This is a genomic window from Erwinia papayae, from assembly GCF_058241465.1.
This window is the reverse complement of record NZ_JBZCHT010000009.1, coordinates 477,867-500,326: the sequence shown is the minus strand read 5'-3', so window position 1 is coordinate 500,326 and position 22,460 is coordinate 477,867. Positions and strand designations below refer to the sequence as shown.

Annotated in this window: 19 protein-coding genes, 1 tRNA gene and 1 pseudogene; 5 read left to right on the top strand and 16 right to left on the bottom strand. The window is 46.6% G+C overall.

The annotated features are described in order from the left end of the window. Nucleotides 1–93 precede the first annotated feature (93 nt). The 6 genes from AC3RPL_RS07060 to AC3RPL_RS07035 all read right to left on the bottom strand — a co-directional run bounded on the left by AC3RPL_RS07060 (nt 94) and on the right by AC3RPL_RS07035 (nt 4,757). Entirely contained in the window at nt 94–303 is a 210-nt protein-coding gene (locus AC3RPL_RS07060) for a hypothetical protein (protein WP_490739451.1), read from the bottom strand. A gap of 146 nt (nt 304–449) precedes the next feature. Continuing rightward, the gene (locus AC3RPL_RS07055) at nt 450–812 is read right to left on the bottom strand and encodes a MaoC family dehydratase (protein ID WP_490739450.1); all 363 of its coding nucleotides are present in this window, start codon (nt 810–812) and stop codon (nt 450–452) included. Further along, complete coding sequence (locus AC3RPL_RS07050; RefSeq protein WP_490739449.1) at nt 809–1,639, bottom strand: HpcH/HpaI aldolase/citrate lyase family protein; 831 nt, start codon at nt 1,637–1,639, stop codon at nt 809–811. Before AC3RPL_RS07050 ends, AC3RPL_RS07055 begins: the two co-directional genes overlap by 4 nt. Before the next feature lie 96 nt (nt 1,640–1,735). Beyond that, entirely contained in the window at nt 1,736–2,494 is a 759-nt protein-coding gene (locus tag AC3RPL_RS07045) for an SDR family NAD(P)-dependent oxidoreductase (protein WP_490739448.1), read from the bottom strand. Between the two features lie 17 nt (nt 2,495–2,511). Then, complete coding sequence (mdtH, locus tag AC3RPL_RS07040) at nt 2,512–3,717, bottom strand: multidrug efflux MFS transporter MdtH (protein ID WP_490739447.1); 1,206 nt, start codon at nt 3,715–3,717, stop codon at nt 2,512–2,514. Between the two features lie 635 nt (nt 3,718–4,352). Continuing rightward, nucleotides 4,353–4,757, bottom strand: a complete 405-nt coding sequence (locus AC3RPL_RS07035) for a VOC family protein (RefSeq protein WP_490739446.1) — start codon at nt 4,755–4,757, stop codon at nt 4,353–4,355. A gap of 310 nt (nt 4,758–5,067) precedes the next feature. Between AC3RPL_RS07035 and AC3RPL_RS07030 the strand changes: the two genes are divergently transcribed. Beyond that, nucleotides 5,068–6,204, top strand: a complete 1,137-nt coding sequence (locus AC3RPL_RS07030) for an MFS transporter (protein WP_490739445.1) — start codon at nt 5,068–5,070, stop codon at nt 6,202–6,204. Next, a pseudogene (locus AC3RPL_RS07025) lies at nt 6,204–6,588 on the top strand (VOC family protein). The gene AC3RPL_RS07030 and the pseudogene AC3RPL_RS07025 overlap by 1 nt, the downstream one beginning before the upstream one ends. A gap of 100 nt (nt 6,589–6,688) precedes the next feature. On the opposite strand, the gene AC3RPL_RS07020 reads toward AC3RPL_RS07025, so the two are convergent. The 3 genes from AC3RPL_RS07020 to xylA all read right to left on the bottom strand — a co-directional run bounded on the left by AC3RPL_RS07020 (nt 6,689) and on the right by xylA (nt 10,977). Continuing rightward, nucleotides 6,689–7,864 carry a XylR family transcriptional regulator gene (locus tag AC3RPL_RS07020; protein WP_490739444.1) on the bottom strand — a complete coding sequence of 392 codons (1,176 nt, stop codon included), beginning with the start codon at nt 7,862–7,864 and terminating at the stop codon, nt 6,689–6,691. A 187-nt stretch (nt 7,865–8,051) separates the two neighbouring features. After that, nucleotides 8,052–9,506: a xylulokinase gene (gene xylB / locus AC3RPL_RS07015; protein ID WP_490739443.1), complete on the bottom strand. Its 1,455-nt coding sequence runs from the start codon at nt 9,504–9,506 to the stop codon at nt 8,052–8,054. 157 nt (nt 9,507–9,663) lie between these two features. Beyond that, complete coding sequence (gene xylA, locus AC3RPL_RS07010) at nt 9,664–10,977, bottom strand: xylose isomerase (protein WP_490739442.1); 1,314 nt, start codon at nt 10,975–10,977, stop codon at nt 9,664–9,666. Between the two features lie 325 nt (nt 10,978–11,302). Here xylA and xylE point away from each other — a divergent pair, with 325 nt between their 5' ends. After that, nucleotides 11,303–12,769, top strand: coding sequence for a D-xylose transporter XylE (xylE, locus tag AC3RPL_RS07005; RefSeq protein WP_490740649.1), 1,467 nt, complete (start codon nt 11,303–11,305; stop codon nt 12,767–12,769). 244 nt (nt 12,770–13,013) lie between these two features. Here the strand turns inward: xylE and AC3RPL_RS07000 are convergent, their stop codons facing one another. Further along, nucleotides 13,014–14,441 (bottom strand): hypothetical protein, encoded by a 1,428-nt coding sequence (locus AC3RPL_RS07000; protein WP_490739441.1) that lies wholly within the window; start codon nt 14,439–14,441, stop codon nt 13,014–13,016. A 201-nt stretch (nt 14,442–14,642) separates the two neighbouring features. Between AC3RPL_RS07000 and AC3RPL_RS06995 the strand changes: the two genes are divergently transcribed. After that, nucleotides 14,643–16,094: an AMP nucleosidase gene (locus AC3RPL_RS06995; RefSeq protein WP_034935475.1), complete on the top strand. Its 1,452-nt coding sequence runs from the start codon at nt 14,643–14,645 to the stop codon at nt 16,092–16,094. Between the two features lie 293 nt (nt 16,095–16,387). Then, nucleotides 16,388–16,463 (top strand) — tRNA-Asn (locus AC3RPL_RS06990). Nucleotides 16,464–16,612: 149 nt separating this feature from the next. Here AC3RPL_RS06990 and AC3RPL_RS06985 read toward each other — a convergent pair. The 6 genes from AC3RPL_RS06985 to AC3RPL_RS06960 are packed head-to-tail and all read right to left on the bottom strand — an operon-like array spanning nt 16,613 to nt 22,420. Next, nucleotides 16,613–17,761 carry a cysteine peptidase family C39 domain-containing protein gene (locus AC3RPL_RS06985; RefSeq protein ID WP_490739440.1) on the bottom strand — a complete coding sequence of 383 codons (1,149 nt, stop codon included), beginning with the start codon at nt 17,759–17,761 and terminating at the stop codon, nt 16,613–16,615. A gap of 6 nt (nt 17,762–17,767) precedes the next feature. Continuing rightward, nucleotides 17,768–18,937, bottom strand: a complete 1,170-nt coding sequence (locus AC3RPL_RS06980) for a type III PLP-dependent enzyme domain-containing protein (RefSeq protein WP_490739439.1) — start codon at nt 18,935–18,937, stop codon at nt 17,768–17,770. Then, nucleotides 18,921–19,151 (bottom strand): acyl carrier protein, encoded by a 231-nt coding sequence (locus AC3RPL_RS06975; RefSeq protein WP_490739438.1) that lies wholly within the window; start codon nt 19,149–19,151, stop codon nt 18,921–18,923. The genes AC3RPL_RS06980 and AC3RPL_RS06975 overlap by 17 nt, the downstream gene beginning before the upstream one ends. Further along, complete coding sequence (locus AC3RPL_RS06970; protein ID WP_490739437.1) at nt 19,148–20,161, bottom strand: hypothetical protein; 1,014 nt, start codon at nt 20,159–20,161, stop codon at nt 19,148–19,150. Before AC3RPL_RS06970 ends, AC3RPL_RS06975 begins: the two co-directional genes overlap by 4 nt. Further along, on the bottom strand, nt 20,148–21,035 hold the full coding sequence (locus AC3RPL_RS06965) for a hypothetical protein (RefSeq protein WP_490739436.1): 888 nt from the start codon (nt 21,033–21,035) through the stop codon (nt 20,148–20,150). Before AC3RPL_RS06965 ends, AC3RPL_RS06970 begins: the two co-directional genes overlap by 14 nt. A gap of 2 nt (nt 21,036–21,037) precedes the next feature. Beyond that, on the bottom strand, nt 21,038–22,420 hold the full coding sequence (locus tag AC3RPL_RS06960; protein ID WP_490739435.1) for an AMP-binding protein: 1,383 nt from the start codon (nt 22,418–22,420) through the stop codon (nt 21,038–21,040). Nucleotides 22,421–22,460 lie beyond the last annotated feature (40 nt).

Genomic DNA, 22,460 nt, shown 5'->3' with positions numbered 1-22,460 from the left:
TGCTAAAGGTTTTCCTGTTCCGGCATCAAAAACCACCACAATGCAGTTCACTAAAGGTTGTGTCGGGTCATTGTGTTCGACAAAAGTGGCAATTTAGTTCACAAATATTTTTTTGTCCGTATACAAACCGGGCATACTGCCAAAAACTGCCAGAGGATTATTTTGCCGGATAAGTGTTCGCACAGGGCAATGACTTTCCTTTTGTACCTGAGAAACTAATGCCTGCTGCATGACCGCAATTGCCCGAGACACTGTCAGTTTTTTTCTTATCTCGTCAGCGCTGATAAAAGGAATATTATTCATTTTGCGTTTTGCATGGGTATCAGGAAGCTACGAATCGCCGTCATAAAAACGGTATCTTTATTGACTAAACCACGCGTCTCAACCGTCACGATTCCCTGGCCAGGACGTGATGTTGATTCACGCCGGGAAATAACTTCAGTTTCTGCTTAAAGCGTGTCGCCAACATATACAGGATGTACGAACCTCACTTTATCCCAGCCAAGATTGGCAATGCCTCTGGCACTTGTACCGGCCAGACTCAACCCCCCGACGATGCCAAAGGTCACCAGACTTGATACCAACGACTTGCCAAATTCGGTGTTTTTGGCATATTCATTGTCGATGTGTAAGGGATGGTTATTAAGATTGATCAATGACTGCCAGATATTATCGGCCTCCGTCACTGTTCTTCCTGGTTTATGCATATAAATTTCGCCTGGTATAAAATCCTCATACCATAAACCATGACTTTCTTCGTAACGGTTATTGCCTTTATAAATTAAACGCGACAGGACTTTATCTTTATTCATTTTATATAACCTTTGTCAAATTCTGAGTCGATAACTTTCTGTGCAAACTTGATAAATGGGGGACCTGTCATTTCACCGTTATGTTTGACAATATTTTTATCACCATGACGTTCAATGACTTCGTGTGCCAGCCTGACATCTTCTCTTGTATTTTTGAATATGTTATTAATCACATCAATTTGTTGTGGATGAATAGCAATCTTCCCATAAAAACCGAGTTCGCGGGCAACGAAGCAGTCATCTCTTAATCCCGCCAGATCGTTGATATTGAAATAAGGCGAATCAATAACGGGTATATTCAGTTCGTGACACAAAAAGCTCAACTCTTCTTTATATTTTGATAATTTATTTTTTTTGGGATCAAATCCCATGTCAACAGAAAAATCAGCAGAACCAAAATGAAATGATGAAATATAATCTGGCATACTGGTTGCGTTACGTAAAAATCTGAATCCCTTTATCGATTCAATAACCGGAATTATTTTCAGGTTTGCCTGAAAAGGAGATAAAATCTCCTTCACGATTTCACAATCACGCAACTGGCTGAACTTTGGAATAATTATGTAATCAGGCGCAACTTTGTGATGAGAAAAAAAGTGCAAATCCAGCAAACCCTGCTCATCAGATAAATTATTTATTCGTACCGCTGTATTTGCCATCCTGCCTTTTTTTAATTCTTCTAATACACGTAATCTTCCATCATGCTTATGAGTGCGTGCCAGACCATCTTCAAGATCCATAATAGTCATATCCGCGCCAAATTCCTGCGCTTTACTGTTGAGATTTTCTTTTGTTGCAGGTCCGCACAACCAGCTAATTTGCGCCACAGATGCTCTCCTTCAAATTATATTTTTTCATTCAGGAAAAATAAGACAGTGAATTATTTCTTATATCGGCTGCTCACCAGCACTATCCTGATTGCTTTAATAAAGTGCCATCCCACCATCAATCGTTATCGTGGTGCCGGTAACCCATGCAGCCTCATCTGATGCTAAGAACAGTGCTGCACCAGCATGATCCTGAGGTATACCCGTTCGGCCCAATGGGATATTTTCAGCCCTGTTTTTCCATAATACCGGTTGGCTCTCCCACTGTTCGCGATTAGCATTGGTTGCGGTTAAACCCGGGCAAATACCATTAACCCTGATGCCATATTCAGCCAGTTCAAACGCAGCACTTTTGGTAAGATTTTCCATCCCTGCTTTGGCGATCTGATAATGCGCAACCCGACTTCGGCAAATCCAGGCGCTCAGCGAAGAGATGTTAATTATACTTCCTCTGGTCTCTTCGGTTATCATTCTGCGCGCAACTGATTGTGTTAAAAAGAAAGGGACCTTCAGGGTAGTATTGAGGACCCTGTCATAGTCATCCTCATTTATTGTCATAAAAGAATCTCTGGTCAGGATTCCAACATTATTAACCAGGATATCTGTATTACCAAACTCATCAATACATCTTTCAATAATATCATTGCAGCATGACACATCAGACATGTCACATTGCATAGCGACTATTTTTCCATGTTCCTGTAATGAACCTGCAATTATCTCTTCTGCTTTTTCTTTTGAATTTTTATAAGTAAATAGAACATTTGCACCAGCAGAAGAAAATCTTTTGACAATAGCTTCACCAATGCCATGACTTCCCCCTGTAACAATAGCTACCTTATTTTTTAAATTCATGATCTGTTCTCGATTATTTAATTGTTCGTTTCTGCTTTAACTTTTATATTTCCCTGATTAAAAAACTGAAAATACAGGCTTGCAGTAGTCACCACCCCAATTGCGCCAAGCAGTAGCCACGGCAGTTCAGTCGCCCCCATCTGCTTGCCTAAATCGTATAAACTCCCACCGCCGCAGTAGCCTATAAGTCCGCCGAAGGCGAGTCCCAGCTGGCTGAATCCAAGATAGCTACTACGAGCATTATGGTTAGCCAGCAGGGCATTGAGCGTTTCACGTGCGGGTTCGACAATAATTGACCCCATATAAAACAGGGTAATGCTCATTAATAATATTTCTGTACGCTGAATGAATCCGATGAATGTCAGCCCTGCAATCATCATTATAAGACCAAAGGTGATTCTGGCTGGCAGACTGAATCTTTTTTCACTCCATACCACTACAGGATAAAGTACCGTGACCGACAGAATACTTTCAATGGCGTACATTCCTGTTACCAGGTGAGTACTTTTGGCAATATCGTACAATACTACAGGCAACATCATAAGCACCTGTACGCTGAGGACATAATATCCGGCCAGGGTGATCACCCATATAACAAACTTTCTGTCTCGTAAGACGACTGATATTCCCTGTGTTACGCTATTACCGACCGTGGAAGTCCTGAAGTCAGGTAAAATATAATAGTTTGAAACAGCGGCCAGAAAAAATAAGGCGCTTGCAGCCCAGCAAAGTGAGCTGAAATCATAATTAACCAGCCAACTGCCAACTAATACACCCAGTACAGTTCCAACGGTGTCCTGAATCATCAGTATTGAAAAAAATCGCCCTCTCTCATGGGACCGGGTAATTTTAATAATAACCGCAGTGCGTGGAGGATCAAATAGCGCTCCCCCAACAGCTGAAAAGAAACAGGCCAGGATAAGGATGAGTGGATTACTGGCATATGCCATTATTGCAAAACTGATTGTTCGCATCAGCATTCCGGCAACAATCATTGGTTTGGCACCAAACCTGTCGGCCATATCGCCGCCAAGTATGCACAAACTTTGTTGCAGAAGTTGTCTGACGCCCAAAGCCAGACCGACTACCCACCCGCTCCAGTGGAGATTATTTATAAAATGGAGCGATATCATAGGAAAGACGATATAGAAACCAAAAACAATAATAAAATTATCAAACAGGATAAATCTTTTCCCTGTTTTTCTTAGCGCACTAACCGACATCTGCTCAATTCCCTTATAATTAATAATCATGACAACACGTATCAGGGTAATTACAGCTCCTGATATCGTTTACTCATTTTCTTATTACTTGTAATTTATATTTATCTAAAAAAATGCCATCCCAAAATAAAGAACGCGCCCGCATAAGAACGTTAATTAACTCTTCGACAGAATAGAGTTACGCGTTTTTGTCAGTGTATTTTACGTTGTTATTATCAGCTTCCTGAAACGACGATGTCAAACAAAAACAATACTTATATTTAACATCTCAACAAAAAAAGCAACAGATCTTTAATTCCAGAAAACAGCAAGGAAAGTCAGTTCTTTGTTTCGTGAAATATCTGTTATCTGGTCATTTGTTTTAGAAAAATGTCACTGCCTGAATTTTCCATTAGTGTCCTCAGGAGATAGTTGTACAGAGTTAATAATCTATTTTTACCCTGGCTTTTGCTCTGCCCAGTCTGTTTCTGGTCTGCTGTCGATGTAAGAAAATGCTCTGAAGTTAAGCGCTGAACGTAAGGACACCCGGTCATTGCCATTTTCTGGCCAGCAGAAAATGGCAGAACGAATGAGATCTGTTGCGTACAACTTTTAACGCGCGGAATCCGCCTTAAAAGTGCTGATTCCGCGGCACGTCACGCGTGCTGTTCTTCCGTCTGCGTGGGCGGGTAACTGGCAATCTCAATCAGATTCAGGTCGGGATCGCGAACATAAAGCGAAATAATGCTGCCTCTCGCGCCGGTTCTTGTTACCGGCCCTTCCAGTATTGTCACCCTCTGAACTTCAAATTTTGCTTTCACTTCCTCAATGGCTTCAGTGGTGATAAAGCAGAGATCCAGCGAACCAGGCACCGGCAAATGAGCCTTTGGTTCAATTTCTTTACCATATTCATGGATGTTGATTTTCTGCTCGCCAAATTTCAGCGCCAGTCTGGTCTGATGAAAAGTTTCCAGCTGAAATCCCAGTATTCGGGTGTAAAAATCGACGCACGCGTCAACGTCATGAGTGGTTAAAACCAGATGGTCGAGATGACTGATCATCTTGTCTGCCTCCGTCAGGTTGTAAGATCAACGCCGCCGCTGGCAGCCCTGTTGTGTTCATCAATCAGCGTATATCAATTACTGCGATGTTGAGGTCAGGGCTGCGCAGGTTTCGTTCTGAGCCTCATTATCATTGCTCTTTCAATCGCTGATATTCAGTTATGCCACATCTGAGCGTTAAGCGAGCATAATCGAGCACAATAAATCTGAATAAGACATTGATGTTGCAAGAAAAGCCATAATCAATCATCATCCCTGCATCTGTTTCGCTTTGTTAACGCATGGGTTTCACTTTTTTTCGGGTATTAAAATGAATGAGAGATTGTCAACACGCATTGTCTTTTTTATTGCGGGTATCGTGACGGCGGCATGGGCGGTGATCGTTCCCTTTGCCAAAATGAATACCGGCGTCAACGAGGCCCTGCTGGGTAGCCTGCTACTTTGCCTTGGGGGTGGCGCTATCATCGCCATGCCCCTGACCGGCACCCTGACCACACGATTTGGTTGCAGAAAAGTGATCGCTGTCGCCGCCGTCATTATTATCGTCTCCCTTCCTCTGCTGGCTGTCGTCAACAGCCCGATGCTGCTGGCGCTCAGTCTGCTGGTCTTCGGGGTGGGTGTTGGCATCACCGACTGTACGATGAATGTGCAGGCCATCCTGGTGGAAAAATTAGCAACAAAACCAGTGATGTCTGGCTTTCATGGCATGTTCAGCGTCGGGGGGATCGCGGGTGCTGGCGCGATGACAGGCTTAATGGCACTGGGACTAAATGTTGCTAACGCCACGCTGGTGATTGCCTGCATGGTCATTATTCTGCTGGTACTCAGTTACAAAGGCCTGCTGCCCTACGCTAATCCATCAGAAGGCCCCGCATTTGCTATCCCGAAAGGCACCGTTCTGGTTTTGGGCATGATCTGTTTTATTTTTTTTATGGCAGAAGGCACGGTGCTTGACTGGAGTGCGCTGTATCTGGTGGAGAGTCGCAACGTCCCTGACACGCTGGGTGGACTCGGTTTTGCCGCCTTTGCTACCGCAATGACCGCCGGAAGACTGAGCGGAGACAGGATTATTGCCAGATATGGCGCTCTGAAGGTGGTGATGGCAGGAAGCGCGACGGCCATTGCCGGATTTTTGCTGGTAATCAATGGCGATCGCCTCTGGATGGTACTGGCAGGCTATCTGTTAACCGGAGCCGGATGCGCCAACGTTGTGCCGGTGATGTTCTCGCAGATTGGTAAACAGAAAAGTATGCCGCAGATGGTTGCCGTCCCTGCCGTTACCACGCTGGGGTATATCGGCGTGTTAGCCGGTCCGGCAGTGATTGGCTATATCGCCCATCACAGCTCCATCGCCCACGGCTTTATCTTTGTCACCGGGCTGGTGGTGCTCGCTGCCTGCCTGGCATTCGGTATCAGAAACCTGATTAATGCCCGTGAGGAGGAATGATGCATATCACGCATGTTGCGCTATGGACCGCCAATCTGGAACGTCAGGTCCGCTTCTGGACCACTTTTTTTCCGCCAGTTGCGGCGAAAAATATGTCAGTAGCAACAATCCTGGCTTTGAATCTTATTTCATCACCCTTGAACAGGGAGCGACCATCGAGCTGATGGCCAAACCCGGTCTGGTGCAGAGTGACGAGGAAAATAATCGTAGCGGTTGGGTCCATATTGCTCTCGCCATTGGCAGCAAAGACAACGTCAACGGTTAGCAGAGCAGGCAAATCGGCAGGGGATACTGGCCGGGAAACCCAGATGGACCGGCGATGGCTACTATGAAGCGGTAATTAACGACCCGGATGGTAATCTGATCGAGATTGTGGCGGGGTGAATGCAGAGTCTGAGAGAGGGACTCCCCACAGCAGCCAGCAACGGCTGATGCGCGCGATCCGCCAAAACATAGCAAGTCATTTGAAAAGGCGTAATCCCCGTCAGCGTGCGCGATATTTCACCGGTGTCACCGCCAGTGCCTGCTGAAAGATGGCGCAAAAATATTGTGGCGTGTTGTAACCACACAGCCTGCTGATTTCTACCACCGGCAGACTGGTGGTTTCCAGCAACTCTTTCGCTCTGGACAATTTTTCATCCTGAATAACCTTATGCACCGTGCGGCCCATTTCAGCGATAAATTTTTTGTCGAGATTTGAGCGTGAAGTACCCAGCTTTGCCAGCACGTGCCCGACCGAAATCCCCCGACAGGCATTCTTTCGAATATATCCCATTGCTCTGACCACCATCGCATCCGCCAGGGGGCGGTAGTCAGTAGACTGCCGGGTAATCACGCCTTCCGGTTTCACCACTACCTGACCACAGGGGATATGACGTGCTGACAGCAGGTCATCCAGTAATTTTGCCGCCTCAAAACCCATTCTGCGCGTTCCCTGTACCACCGATGAAAGCGAAATCCGTGACAGATGGCCGGTCAGCTCTTCATTATCAATGCCGATAACACAGAGGCGTTCCGGCACGGCGATACCACAGTATTCACAGGTCTGCAACACATGCCGGGCGCGGGCATCCGTGACCGCAATAATGCCGGTGTGCTCAGGTAAACCCGTAAGCCATTCCGCTAACCGCTGTCGGGCAGATCCCCAGGTATCTCCGTCGGTGATCATCCCTTCAAAAACCACCCCGGGAGAGGCGAGCGCCTGAGTCTGCCGCGTAAAGGCTGCGGCCCGCTCCTGCGCCCAGCGCTTGCCCGCCACCGCAGGCAAACCATAAAAAGCAAAACGCTCAATGCCTTTTTCCGTCAGATGCGTCAAGGCTGCCGCCACCAGCGCGTCATTATCGGTTGCCACATAGTGCACCGGCGGATAATCCTGCGGATTGTGATACGAGCCGCCCACCCCCACGACCGGCACGGCGATCTGAGTCAGCTGGCGGGCAAGAGACAGGTCGTCAAAATCCGCAATGATACCGTTGCTTTTGAGAATACTGTGGTGAAAAGGGTGAACACTGAAATCCTCCTCAACATCGATATCCCAGTCACACTGGGACGCATGATAAAACTCCCCGATCCCCGCAATAATTTGCCGGTCATAAGCCTTGTTGGCATTGAAAAGCAACGAGATCCTCGCCTGAGAGGAGAAATCGTGATCACTGTTCATTCTGTTTTCCTGAAAATGGCCGACTGTCATGACGAAACAGATTACTGCCGCGAGAATCAGGTAAAAACGGGAAAATGGCTGAAACAACGGATTTCACTGCAAAGATGCGAGGAGGATCGAAGAACCGCTAAAAGAGCGGCTTGAGAACGAATGGCACCTCCCCTGCGCAGACAGAGGAGGCAGGCCACTACTTAATACTCACCGTTTGCTGATAAAGCTGACTGAAACGCTGCTGTCGCAGGCGATAAAATGCATGGCGGTCAGCGACCGGATGATAATGGGCTTCCAGCGGCAGCTCCGGCAACAACTCTTGCGGTGAAACGCCCGGAAAGCAGCTCATTCGCGCCAGTCGTGCAGCACCCAGAGCTGGCCCGACTTCACCACCGGTGCGATAGTCCAGCGTTATGCCACTGATATCGGCCAGCAGTTGACGCCAGAAATGGCTGCGCGCCCCGCCGCCAAGCAGGGTAACTGAAGAGGGCCTGACCCCGCTGGCCTGTAATACCGCCATGCCTTCCGCCAGCCCCATACTGACACCTTCCAGCACCGCCATCGCCAAATCCTGCGGTCCATGCTGATGGGTAAAGCCCCAGAATAACCCGGTAGCATGGGGATTATTATGTGGCGTCCGTTCACCGGAAAGATAGGGTAAAAAGCAGGGAGAACGTTCGTTAAGCTCCACTTTTTCCGCCAGTGCCAGCAAATCGGAGACCGAACGCTGTCCGGTCAGCCGCGCTGCCCAGTCCAGGCAGGAGGCTGCGCTAAGCATCACCGACATCAGATGCCAGGTCTGTGGCAATGCATGGCAGAAACTGTGGACCGCCTGCTCGGGATTACTGACAAAGCCGTTACTAACGGCAAAACAGACGCCGGAGGTGCCCAGCGACAGCATCGCCTGTCCTTCCCGCCAGATACCGGCACCAATCGCCCCGGCCGCATTGTCACCACCACCCGCCACCACCGGTACGCTGGCTGGTAATCCCCATCGCTCGCACACCGCGGGTGACAGCATTCCGGTAACCTGATTTCCTTCCGCCAGTTCAGGCATCTGCTCCCGCGATAATCCGCAGGCGGCCAGCAGCGCGTCACTCCAGTCACGTTTACCCACATCCAGCCACATTGTCCCGGCGGCATCTGACATATCGGTGACAAAATCTCCACTGATCCGCCAGCGCAGGTAATCCTTTGGCAGCAGTACCCGGTCAATCTGGCGAAAAATCTCCGGTTCGTGCTGCTGTATCCACAGCAATTTGGGCGCGGTGAAGCCCGGCATCATCAGGTTGCCGGTAATGCGTCGTGAGTCCTTCACGCGCTCTTCCAGCGTGACGCAGGCCTCTGCGCTTCGACCGTCATTCCACAAAATCGCCGGGCGTAAAACCGTCTGTCTGCTGTCCAGCAGCACCGCGCCATGCATCTGCCCGGTCAGCCCCAGCGCCCGTACATCACGTAGCGAGTGCTGCTGCCCCAGCGCCTGCATTGCCCTGTCGGTCGCCTGCCACCACATTTCCGGGTCCTGTTCCGACCACAGTGGATGGGGACGGGATACGGTCAGCGCTTCGCTATGGCTGGCCACCACCTGGTTATCCTCATCCAGTAATACCGCCTTGACACCTGACGTGCCGAGATCGATTCCTGTATACATGCCTTATTTCCTCTGGCGTTCAGTTCTGGCGCTGACGGCTGCCACTGCCTCGCATCTTACTGGCGCTATCCTCTGAGAGCGCATCTGCACCGCCAGATAATCCACAGGTCAGCGGTCAGCGGTCAGCGGTCAGCGGTCAGCGGTCAGCGGTCAGCGGTCAGCGAAAGATAGCCTGATTAACAATATTTTCCAGACGTTCCTGTTCCCCGCTACGATGCTGAGGATACAACGCTGATTTTTCGGTATATCTGGCAAGATCTTCCAGCGAGAGGCTTCCCGCGAGGATATCCCTGCCCAGTTGGGCATTCCAGCCTGCATAGCGAGCCTCGCGAGCCTTCTCCAGCCTGCCCTCTTCCATCAGTCGTGCGGCAATACGCAATCCCTGCGCCATCACGTCCATGCCCCCAATATGGCCATAGAACAAATCATAAGGATCGGTGCTCTGGCGACGCACTTTGGCATCAAAATTCAGTCCGCCGGTGGTAAACCCGCCCGCTTTAAGGATCTCAAACATAATCAATGCGTTTTCTTCAACACTGTTGGGGAACTGGTCAGTATCCCAGCCGAGTTGCAGATCACCACGGTTGGCATCCACCGAACCGAAAATACCCAGCGCCGTGGCGGTCGCGATTTCATGCTGGAAAGAGTGCCCCGCCAGCGTGGCATGGTTAGCTTCGACATTAACCTTAATCTCCCCTTCCAGACCAAACTGTTTAAGGAAGCCATACACGGTGGCCACGTCATAATCGTACTGATGCTTGGTGGGTTCCTGCGGTTTAGGCTCAATTAACAATGTGCCTTTGAAACCCGTGCGATATTTATGCTCCACCACCATCTGCATAAAACGACCAATCTGCTCACGCTTCAGATCGGTATTAAGCAGGGTTTCATAACCTTCACGCCCTCCCCACAGCACATAGTTTTCACCGCCGAGGGTATGCGTGGCCGCCATCGCGGCATTGACCTGGGTTGCGGCCCAGGCAAAAACTTCCGGATCGGGACTGGTGGCCGCCCCGGCGCCATAGCGTGGATGAGTGAAGCAGTTGGCGGTACCCCACAGCAGTTTTACCCCGGTCTGCTGTTGTTTTTCCGCGAGAAGGTCGGTTATCGCCGCAAAATTATGCAGATATTCACGGACGGAGTTTCCCTGGGGGGCCACATCGGCATCATGAAAACAATAAAACGGCACGTTCAACTTGTGGAAAAATTCGAAGGCAATGTCAGCTTTAACTCTGGCCATTTCCAGTTCATCGCCCCCCCGAAACCACGGACGTTCGAATGCGCCTGTGCCGAACATGTCAGTGCCCGCCCAACAGAAAGTATGCCAGTAGCAGGCGGCAAATCGCAGATGATCTTCCATTCTTTTACCCAGAATGATTTCGTCCGGATTATAAAAATGAAAGGCCAGATCGTTCTGGCTTTCACTGCCTTCGTAGACAATTTTCTGAATGCGTTCGAAATAGTCAGCCACGGTGAGTCTCCTTGAATAAATAGCGATGAAACCGGCGAACAGGGTTAATTAACGCCCTCACTATGCAAATAACAGAATCGGGGTGACAATTATAAAATTTTATAAACCGGCTCTGTAAAATCCCAACCTTGACGGCGATCACAGCCTTATGCTGCGGCATACCGGGCTGATGACTGATGCTTTGTGACAGGCATCATGAAAAGCAAAATAGCCATCCCGATAACAAAATATTGTCATTTCCTTCCGGCAAAGGCAGTCCTATTTTTTTATTTCGCCGCACCTCAACCCGTTTATATTAAGGCCTGGCATGACACCCATATCTGAAATGAAAGCGAATAATCGCTATATCATCGCCATGACGCTGGTAGCGACATTAGGCGGATTATTATTTGGTTATGATACCGCCGTTATTTCCGGCACCGTTTCATCGCTGGATACGGTATTTATCAGCTCTCGCGGCCTCAGTGAATCCGCAGCCAATTCTTTGCTGGGCTTTTGTGTCGCCAGCGCGCTGATCGGCTGTATCATTGGGGGTGCCTGTGGCGGCCCCCTCAGCGCCCGCTTTGGCCGGAAGAAAACCCTGCTGATCGCTGCGGTACTGTTCTTCTTTTCCGCTCTCGGTTCTGCTTTTCCTGAATTCGGGCATCGTACGATTAATCCGCAGGAGGGTGTGCCTTATTACCTGTCAGGCTATCTGACGGAATTTGTTATCTACCGGATAATTGGCGGTATTGGTGTCGGCCTCGCGTCCATGGTGTCACCGATGTATATCGCTGAAATTACGCCCGCCGATATGCGTGGCAGGCTGGTTGCCTGTAATCAGTTCGCCATAATACTGGGGCAGCTGCTGGTCTACTGCGTAAATTATCGTATCGCGCTGTCTGGTAACGAAAGCTGGCTGAATACGATGGGCTGGCGTTATATGTTTCTTTCTGCGGCGCTGCCGTCGCTGCTGTTTTTTATTCTGCTGTTTACCGTGCCGGACAGTCCACGCTGGCTGGCGGCAAAAGGCATGACGCAGCAGGCGGCCGCCGTGCTGGAAAAATTGTCAGGTAAACTGCGGGGAATGAGTGAACTCACGACTATCCTGCAATCGGTCAGCGCCGGTCCGGAGAAAAAATCGCCGCTATTTTCATTTGGCACTGGCATAGTGGTAATTGGCGTAATGCTTTCTGTTTTCCAGCAATTTGTCGGCATCAACGTGGTGTTATATTACGCGCCCGAAGTCTTCCGGACGGTGGGTTCCAGCACCGATGTGGCTTTATTACAGACCATTATCGTTGGCGTGATCAATCTTCTCTTTACCACCATCGCTATTGCTACCGTGGATAAATTTGGCCGTAAACCACTACAGATTATTGGCGCGCTGGGGATGGCTGTGGGGATGTTCACGCTGGGAAGCGCCTTTTACAGCAAGCTGCCGCCAACGGTGGCGCTGGCAGCGATGCTGTTTTACGTTGCCGCCTTTGCCATCTCCTGGGGGCCGGTATGCTGGGTGTTGCTGGCAGAAATTTTTCCTAACCGTATCCGCAGTAAAGCAATGTCGGTTGCGGTGGCAGCGCAATGGATCGCCAACTATCTGGTTTCCTGGACCTTCCCGATGATGGACAAGAACAGCTACCTGAACGCCCATTTCAACAACGGTTTTGCTTACTGGATGTATGGCGTAATGGCCCTGCTGGCAGCGTTGTTTATGTGGAAGTATGTGCCGGAGACGAAAGGCAGAACGCTGGAGGAACTGGAAGCGCAGTGGCGCAGGCCGACGCCACTGTCTGAAAAACGGAGTGGATAAATCGATTGAACGCCCAGCCTTTTCAGGCTGGGTGATGTGCAGTTATCAGTGCACCATGAATGTTTACTCCTCTATACCGCTCCCTGAGCATCTGAAACAGATTTGTTCCGCCACGCCATCGCCATAACAGGTGTGACACTGTCCAAAAGCATTCTCATCTGTGGGTTCGCGTCCTGTACCGGCACAATTTTCACAGGCAAACTCCGCAGTGCCCTCACCGCGGCAGATCCGGCAAATAAGCGCATCACACATCGCCCACCTCCGCAGCTTTTGCCTCAAGTCGCCGTTTTTTACTGGCAACGATTTTTTTGAGTTGCAGGCACAAAGCGCGATTCCACACTTGGTGCTGCTTAAAAGACATATTGATGGCAGAACGATAAATAGCCTTGTGCGTCATCCATTTAATGGTTCTGGCTTTGAAATAACTTTCCAGGCAATCCCCGCGATCTGCCGGATTGTCGGGAAGGCTGGTCACCGCTGAAAAAAATGAACAGAGATATTTCAGCAGCTCCGGTGCGAGCAATATCATTTGCTGCTCTACCTCGGTGAAAAGCGCCCGTTCATCCGCGCAATCGGGGATCCTGTCGACAAATCTGACCAACTCTGACCACAGACTCCATGCTTTGGCGGTCGCGCCACGATCTATCCGTTTAACCTCAATTTTATGTTCACGATGGAAAAGTAAAATGGCAGCCATGGTGTTCTGCTCAAACGGCAGTTGCAGGGCGCGGAAGGTCTGGAAGATATTGCCTGCCGGTCTGTCAATGGCATGTAGCATCAGACAGATTGTGACTGCTTTATGCAGATTGTCCGGCCTGCTGCTGCCGTTAAAAAGCGACGCAATATCGTCAATGCCCGCTCTGCGGCATGAGTAAGATAAAAGATGATTGAAATGCGCAGCAATAAAAGCATCCAGAGCAACCGGTACAGTTTGCGATGATTTAATATGGTAATTGCTGTGATTAATACACTCATGCAGGCAGGCATTCTTTGCCAGCGCGGCAAACATGGACGGCCCTGATGACTCGCTATCAAAAGCAACACCCTTTAACACCCTGACTTTTGTTTGCTCTGCCAGCTGCACCAACTGCTCTGCTGCTTCAGCCAGCCCCGCATCCAGCCGGGTCGCAGGATTGAAATAATCATGGCTGATTCTGGGTACCACCCGCATAAATTCCGCCGCGAAATAGTCCAGGTCGAAGGTAAGCTGCTCTACCTGCGCATGTTCATCATTCTGACTGTTAAGAAACTGGGTAAAGGCCAGATAAAAATCGATTTTTTCGCGACCATTTTCCGACCCGCCAGGTCTGCCATCCTGCGTATTGTGACGTGTGGCATCAAAAAAATCCCATGCGCTGAGAGACTCTTTAACCGAAGCCGGTGCCATTTCAAGATCGATAAAGTTCAGATGCCAGGATTTATATTGCTGGCTGAGCAAATAAATCGTGGTCAAGACAGCGTAAAACTCCTTGCTGTGACGGGCCGCGGCAAAGTGCTGCTGAAAAAAGGATTTATCAATGATGTTGTAAAATTTTTTCAACGCATGTTTGGTTACGGGTTCATTGCCAGCCGCATGCTGAGAAATCTGATTGATCCACGCCGTGTCAGTGAGTAAGCAGTCCTGTTGCTGCAACAAAATGGGCAGAGGAGTGAGGGTGAATCTGGCATTCATACTGTCTTCCTTTCAGGGATAGTTGGGGTGCATCCATTAACAGGGATTTCACTCGCAAAGAGGAGGACGTTTCCTTATATATCCGATCGCTACCTTGCCCCTGCTGGCAACGCTCGCTGCCAAAAGACAATTTTCTCACTGGCGGGCGCTTATCTTCACTTTCAGTTAACATAGTCGGTGAAAAAACAGTGAGGAAAAAACATGACTCAACCTGCAAAATTAACGGTAGCACAAGCACTGGACCAGCTGGATCTTCTCTATGAAAACGCGGTTACAGCGCTGCGTGAAGCTATTGAAAGCTATATTCGCAGTGGCACCTTGCCGGATGATACCCGGCGCGCGCAAGGACTGTTTGTCTACCCAGAGCTACGCGTAAGTTGGGAAGGAGATGCAGGCAGCCATAAAAATTCGCGGGCTTTTGGGCGATTCACCCGTCCGGGCAGTTACGCTACCACCGTGACACGTCCAGCCCTGTTCCGTCGTTATCTTGCTGAACAACTGGAGATATTGAGCAACGAATATCCGGTCACACTGGAAGTGAAACCATCAAATCAGGAAATTCCCTTTCCCTATGTCATTGACGGGGCCAATCTTGGGTTGGATCGCAGCATGAGCGCCGGACTGGCGCAGCATTTTCCCACCACTGAACTGGCACAAATTGGCGACGAAAATGCCGACGGCATTTATCAGCCAGGCGCACAATTTCCGCTTTCGCATTTTGATGCATTGCGCACCGATTTTTCACTGGCCAGACTGCGCCACTACACCGGCACCCCTGTTGAACATTTTCAGTCCTGGGTCCTGTTTACTAACTACACCCGCTATGTGGATGAATTTGTCCGCTGGGGCTGTGAGCAGATCGCCGATCCGGACTCGCCCTGGCTGGCCCTTTCCTGCGCAGGCGGCATTTACATCAACGCCGATACCCCAAATCCGCAGGAAACCCTGTCAGGCCTGGCGTGGAAAAATCATCAGATGCCGGCCTGGCACCTGATTGCCAAAGAGGGTCAGGGTATTACGCTGATAAATATTGGCGTCGGCCCGTCGAACGCCAAGACCATTTGCGATCACCTCGCGGTGTTACGTCCGCATGCCTGGCTGATGATTGGTCACTGTGGTGGGCTCCGCGAAAGTCAGACCATTGGCGACTATGTGCTGGCTCATGCCTATCTGCGTGATGACCATGTGCTGGATGCGGTGCTCCCGCCGGATATTCCCGTGCCCAGCATTGCTGAAGTGCAACGAGCGCTGTTTGATGCGACACGCGAGGTAAGCGGTATGCCGGGTGAGCAGGTGAAGCAGCGGCTGCGTACCGGCACAGTGGTGACCACGGACGATCGCAACTGGGAACTGCGTTACTCTGCCTCAGCGTTGCGCTTTAACCTCAGCCGTGCGGTTGCCGTGGATATGGAGAGTGCGACCATTGCCGCTCAGGGCTACCGTTTCCGCGTCCCTTACGGCACCTTATTGTGCGTTTCAGATAAACCCTTGCATGGCGAAATCAAGCTTCCGGGACAGGCCAATCGTTTTTACGAAGGCGCGATTTCTGAACACCTGCAAATAGGTATTTATGCTATTAACCTGCTGCGTGCCGAAGGTGACAAACTGCATTCGCGCAAGCTGCGTACTTTCAATGAGCCACCGTTCCGCTAACAGTCTGTTTCTAGTGATAACCTGCCCGCGCTGCGGCAGGTTAACGGTGGGCAGACAGCTCGCCGCTCAGCCGTCGGTTAAATCAGGCCTCTCTTGCAGCGAGCCTGATTAACCGCCTGACCTGCATGGCAGCAAATTCTGAATGATGAAATCCCCCTGAATTTATTGTTTTAACGTCGCATGGAGGGCTTAATTGATAAACTGTTGATTTATTCAGCAGTCAGTTAAAAAGTGCGAAAACAGGCTTTGACATCCGCCAGCGCTCTGGATATTATCCGCCCCGTTCAAGCGATTCCTCTGTAGTTCAGTCGGTAGAACGGCGGACTGTTAATCCGTATGTCACTGGTTCGAGTCCAGTCAGAGGAGCCAGATTCAAAAAAAAGCCGGTGTCTCACGACACCGGCTTTTTTTATGCAAGATTGTTCTCAACAATGACGCAACTTTCGCAAATCACCGCCTTTCAGCAGCGACTGTGCCATCACGGACAGATAACGGGCGATAACAACATATTTGTCGATCTACTCTGCATTAAAAATGAAAAGAAATTCTTTCAAATCAAGATAAAAATTAAACATCCAACGCGACAAAAAATACGCCATCACCACAGAGAACGACCACATTGCCAGAACGTCGAAGCAACTGTACAAACAGAGCAAAATCAGAAAACCTGTCAGGATATAAAATTCTATTCCCGTTGTTTTTCGCACTATCCTGTCAGAACTGAGCATCGCGCTGAGTTCACTGCGATAAGTTCTTTTCAGGTAGTAACGCTCTCTGAAGTCAGCATTAAAAAAAAGAAACCACAGTGTTATCACATAAAATATCAATAACAGAATTAACTTAGCTGGGGTGAAACAGAATATGCCAGCGGCAAAAAAAAACACAGGAAAGAAAAAAAACATGGTTTTTTTATTTAACCGATTTATGACTGAAATCTGATAAGCCAGTAAGTACGGTGTTATCGACGGCTGCATATTGTTAACTCTTTCTATCCTTGCTGACAACTTACCTGCGGCAGAACTAAATATAAGGGCAGTAAAAAAAGAGTAGATAAATGATAATAAAACAGAATGCGCATTAAAGTATAAAGACAACATAAACAGCGATACTGAAAGTATAAAATCAATAAAAAAATAATGCGACAATGGCAAAGCAAACCCAAAACCAGAGGTGAAAAAATGTATAAGTGACGATACCGATTTTGCCCTGCGCAGAGGGAATAAAATCACGCCACTTGACAGATTATTCCAGCCTTCAGCATCAGTGATACAGAATCCACGCGCAGGATCAAAATAGTGGTAGCAATGATTTCTCACACCAAGAAAAACAACGTAATGTGCATTTTTAAGGTGGCTGATTACCGGCACAGTGAGCAATTTAAAAGCAGTGATGGGTATTTTTTTGCAACAGGATTCAATACCGCACCGGTCGGTAATCTGTTTAAGAGTGTTAAATGACAGTCCTGTCGATCCAGGCGGATAATTTTTCCTCAGCTGGTTCAGTGAAAGATGATAACCATAGTGAGAAGCTAGCGTACAAACACAGGCAAGGCCACAATCATACTTTTCAACCTGGTAGACAGGCTTTATTACGCCAGCGTAAGTCAGCACAGTACGGTCAACCCATTGATCAAATAAAAAAAGGAGCATTAAAAGAAAAGTCATCATCGCCGATTAAATCAGTTCCTCATTAATTCTGCCCTTGGCATGAAATCCATTTAGCGCTGCACTGGCGGCATAAGCCCCCATATTGTCACAGTAAAGTGTTTTTAACTCAGAGAGAGATGCTACATCCACATACGCCGTGCCGACGTGATCAAGAGAGGTGCAGGCAGGACCGTAGACGTCAAATTTCTGTAAACCAGCAAAACTCTCAGGCTGTCGATTGCTGGCATAGAATGTCATTGGTGAATGACGTAACGATCTGACCAGATGTAATGCACCAACCTGAGATATCCCGGCATTGACTACCAGAAAAGGTGACTCTGCATTAATGTTGTAATCCAACAGGCTCACTTCAAGACGCCCTGAGCCGCCAACAATGCCCCGCCCGCTCTCAAAAAACACAGATTCAGGCATATGGTTCAACGTTCTGAGTTTACTGCTCAGCGATTCGGTAAGTGAAACATCAGGCAAGGACATAGCTTTATGAGGTAAACCGAAGGTATGCGGAAACCCTCCACCAAAATTAATAACGTCCGGCTGAAAATCCGTAGCCTGGCAGATTGTTTTTATCTCATCAAGCGCATTACCCAGAGAAATCATTACTGCATCGATGCTCTGGATCTGGGAGCCGATATAACAGTGAAAACCAACAATATTTTTTAAATAAAAATACCCACCTCCAGCCAGGCAGTCTACAATCTGTTTTGCTGTCATACCGAAATGACTTTTTGGTAAGCCATTATAAATACCATAAGTTGTACCGGGCATATAAGAAAGACGAAACAGCCCTTTGCCATCAATACCGTTCTGAACCAGTTTTTTAAAAAATTCGATTTCGCGTACAGATTCCAGTACAAAAAACAATGAATTACTTTGAGATGACAAATTAATAAAAGAAGAGAGATGAATATTAACTTTGTCATAACCAGTGATAAATATATCTTTGCCAGATACATTAGCATCAATAAGAATATCCATCTCTTGCTGTGAACAAACATCAAATCCCTGAGTAAAATCCGAAATAAAATCGATTAATGGTGGATAATTATTAGCTTTTAACGAATAGATTAATGAAGAGAAATCAGGTAAAAAATTTTGCAGGGCAAGTATATTCTTCATTATCTCAAGCTTTGAATATGAAATTTTAGCCTGATGCAATGAATTATCTTTTGAAAGCATCAATTAACTCTCCGAAGGTTGTGTCCGACCCAGATAATAGTTCGGCTAGCGTCTCCTCACTCAGCTGAGTATTATTATGGGTTTCAAGTTCTACAATAAGGCCGACTAAAAGCAGTGAATCCAGACCTGTTGCAAAAAAGTCCGTCTGATAAATTTCATCACCAGGCGTATTGCCAGTATTTGATAAAATATAACTTTTGATAATTTCTATCATTTTTCTCTTCCTGACAGCTGAAAGGATAATAATATGGATTTGAAATTGATATCGTAAAGTGTATCATTGTTAAACATATAAACCGCAGATTTCAGATCATGATATTGATTGTGTAACCTGTCATCATTGACTGCCATGTAGCCATTCTTAAAACCTAACGATTGCATAAAAATATCAGCAAATTGTGATGCGTTTTCTGAAATAATTAATTTGGCAGAATTGAGCACCACATGTTTGTCAATATGAGAGATTTTTTCACTGGCAATACGTGAAACTCTCATTATGAGGGAATCATTGATAACCAACAGATTATTTAATTTGTTCAGCCTTTGAAATATGGCCTCATTTTTTTTATTACTGATGAAGTTAAGAAGACTGTCAAACATGGCACGCATAGTGCTATTCCAGCAGATACTCCACAAATAATGTGCGTAGAAGGCAATCACCTCATTTAAGATAAATTTAATATTATTATGGATGATCAGGGCCTTACGACTATCCAGAGAGAACGTAACAGAAGATATTTTGTTCTCATGCATACCCATGCCCTGGAGAAAATGATGGTGCAAAATATTCAATTCCTTAATCGGTGCAAAAACCAGCACCGGCTTATCGGCTATTTTACCGGTAAACAGAATATGTGATGCCAGACTGAAAAAACTGATAACAGGGCACACGCGACTGAGTTGACCCTCAATGTGCATCAGTTCCACTAACGAAGTCAGGGAAGATCCGTTGACGGTGGTAGTTGCAGAACAAATGAGTCCGGTATCAGTGAAATCGGTAATATTACATTCGATCAACGCATAGACAGATTGCATATGTTGAGCGAAGGAGATACCTAAAGAGAGTGAGTGAGCAGAAAGCGCCTGAAGAATGTTATGAACATCGGCATCGGTAATAAATTTAAGATAAAAGAGTTGATTAAACTCCACAGACTCAATAGCCGATTTTAAACATTCAATAGATTTACAACTAATTATAATATCTGTAACCTCAGATTTTTTCATAGATTTCTGCAATCGTTTTATGTTCATTGTCCAGGTGCTCTCCAAAAAGTTGAATATAATCATTCAGGCTGTAATTTTTATTATTAATAACATTTTCTACAATTGAATCACTGATCGATTTATACCCCAAAGAAAGCAGTGACACGGATTCATTTTTACTGCAAGCAGGGAAAAGATTTTGCAGACATTGATGATACCATCCGCGCGTGATATACAACTTCCATACATTGCGATTCCATATTGCAGCAGATTCATATTTTTTATCTGCGATAATATCCTGGTGCATATCAGAGAGAATATCTGCAATCAACTTTGAGTTTACCGTGGACAAATAAACTTCCATAGCATCTTTTGCAGAGCTGATAAGCACATTATTGTCATATACTTTATCAGGCTTTTTACGGATTAAATAAATAATCACTTCATCATCTTCATTGAGAAAAAAATGTTGCCAACTCATCACCCTGAATTTCAGATCGGTAGTATTAAATATGAGATTATCATCAACCTTACGCATTTGTTGAGAATAAACCATATGAGGTATATCAACAGGTAGATTCACTTTTATCATTCGCATTCTTCGCAACAAAGTACTGTATGAATGTTGAATGACAATGCCAGAAGATTTGATGATATCTTCATATGCCTCGGACATATCTTTCTGCTGATAAGTTCTGGATTCTATTTCGAAACCGAATTTAGCAAGAGAAAATACCGGATTACTTTGTTCTATTCTGACACTCCGTTTTTCACGGTTAAAATCGATGAAGATGTCCATATAGCAGACTGAGGCTATGATATTTTTATACACAGAATTGTTTAGAATACCCAGAATTGAATTAGTGCGACAATCGACAGGAATACTATTGATCATTTTTACTCCTTGAGATTATGATTTAACAGAGCGTTATTAATCTGTTTAAATTCGACACCTTTGATGGTTATACCGTGATTATTATTAATATAGTTTTTGATAAAAATCTCAAGGGTTGCTGTATCTTCTGTAATATTTTTGCTAATAACTTCAATAAAGTTATCAGTGGATTTTATTTTTAATTTAAGAGCGAATTTATCGTTAATAGACTTTATTAAAGGTCGGGTATCAATTCTGACGCCGTTAACTTTTATCATTTCACTTTCACGGCCTTCAAAATAAACATACCCTTCCGCAGTGAGATTGATACGATCTCCGGTGAAAAGCGCACGCCCTTCGTCAGTGTTAATAAACTGGCATGGACCAGAATCCTGATAACCAAGCAGAACATTATCACCACGCACGATACATTCGCCCTTTCCCTGCCGCATCAGTGCACTGCTATTGAGATCACGAACAGCTATAGTAATTCCCGGAATAGCAACCCCACAGCACTGGCTGTCGACAGCACAACACGACAGAGGCATAATTGAAACACGTTTACATTCGGTAATGCCATACATAGTAATAATATGCGTTTCAGGCAATGCCAGCTTACAGCTGTCATAAAGTTGTTGGGTGAAGGTTTCACCGGTCAGTGTAATTTGAACAGGCGCATACAGTGAGGGATCATTCTTGCTGGCGATGACATAATGCTTCAGTATTGCGGGTATTAACGCAAGACAATCCGCTTTGTGTTCAGAGAATTTTACAAAAACCCGATGCAGGTATTCCCGAAAATCATAATAAACAACGGATGCGCCTGCGGATAGGGACATTAATATCTGATACAGACTGTAATCAAAAGAAAGAGGTGTACAAAAACCAATACGGGAATGATTATTGTATTTAAGTACAGAGGAAATACTCATCAGAGAGAAAAACAGGTTTTTTGAACTCGCAATCATCTCTGTCGGTTGACCTGACGAGCTACCTGATGAAAAAAGAGACAGTCTGAAATGTTCAGATTTGTCATTAATAATTGTTTCGGTGAGAAATTTTTGGATTTCAGTTTCATCGTAGCAATTCTTATCTGTCTGATAAGTCCTGCTATCGATACAGCCATTATCCAGCTGATTTGATGCAGCAACTGTTCTGTTTTTTATCCTGAGATGAATGCCTGCTGAGAGCGCCAGCATTAAAAAAACAGTAAGTGAAAAAGCATTCCCCTCAAGAATATCAACCCTGTTAATTCCCTCCTGATCAATCTGAGAAATAAATCTCTTTTTTTGAGAAATTATCGATTCAAGAAGATCGTTATAAGTGTAAGTGCTATCATTTTCTATCAGAAACACATTATCACGATTTCTGTAACAGCTCAGAATAAGATAAGAATAGATATTCATACCACCTCATATTCAATAATAAAGCAGGCGCGTGATGCGC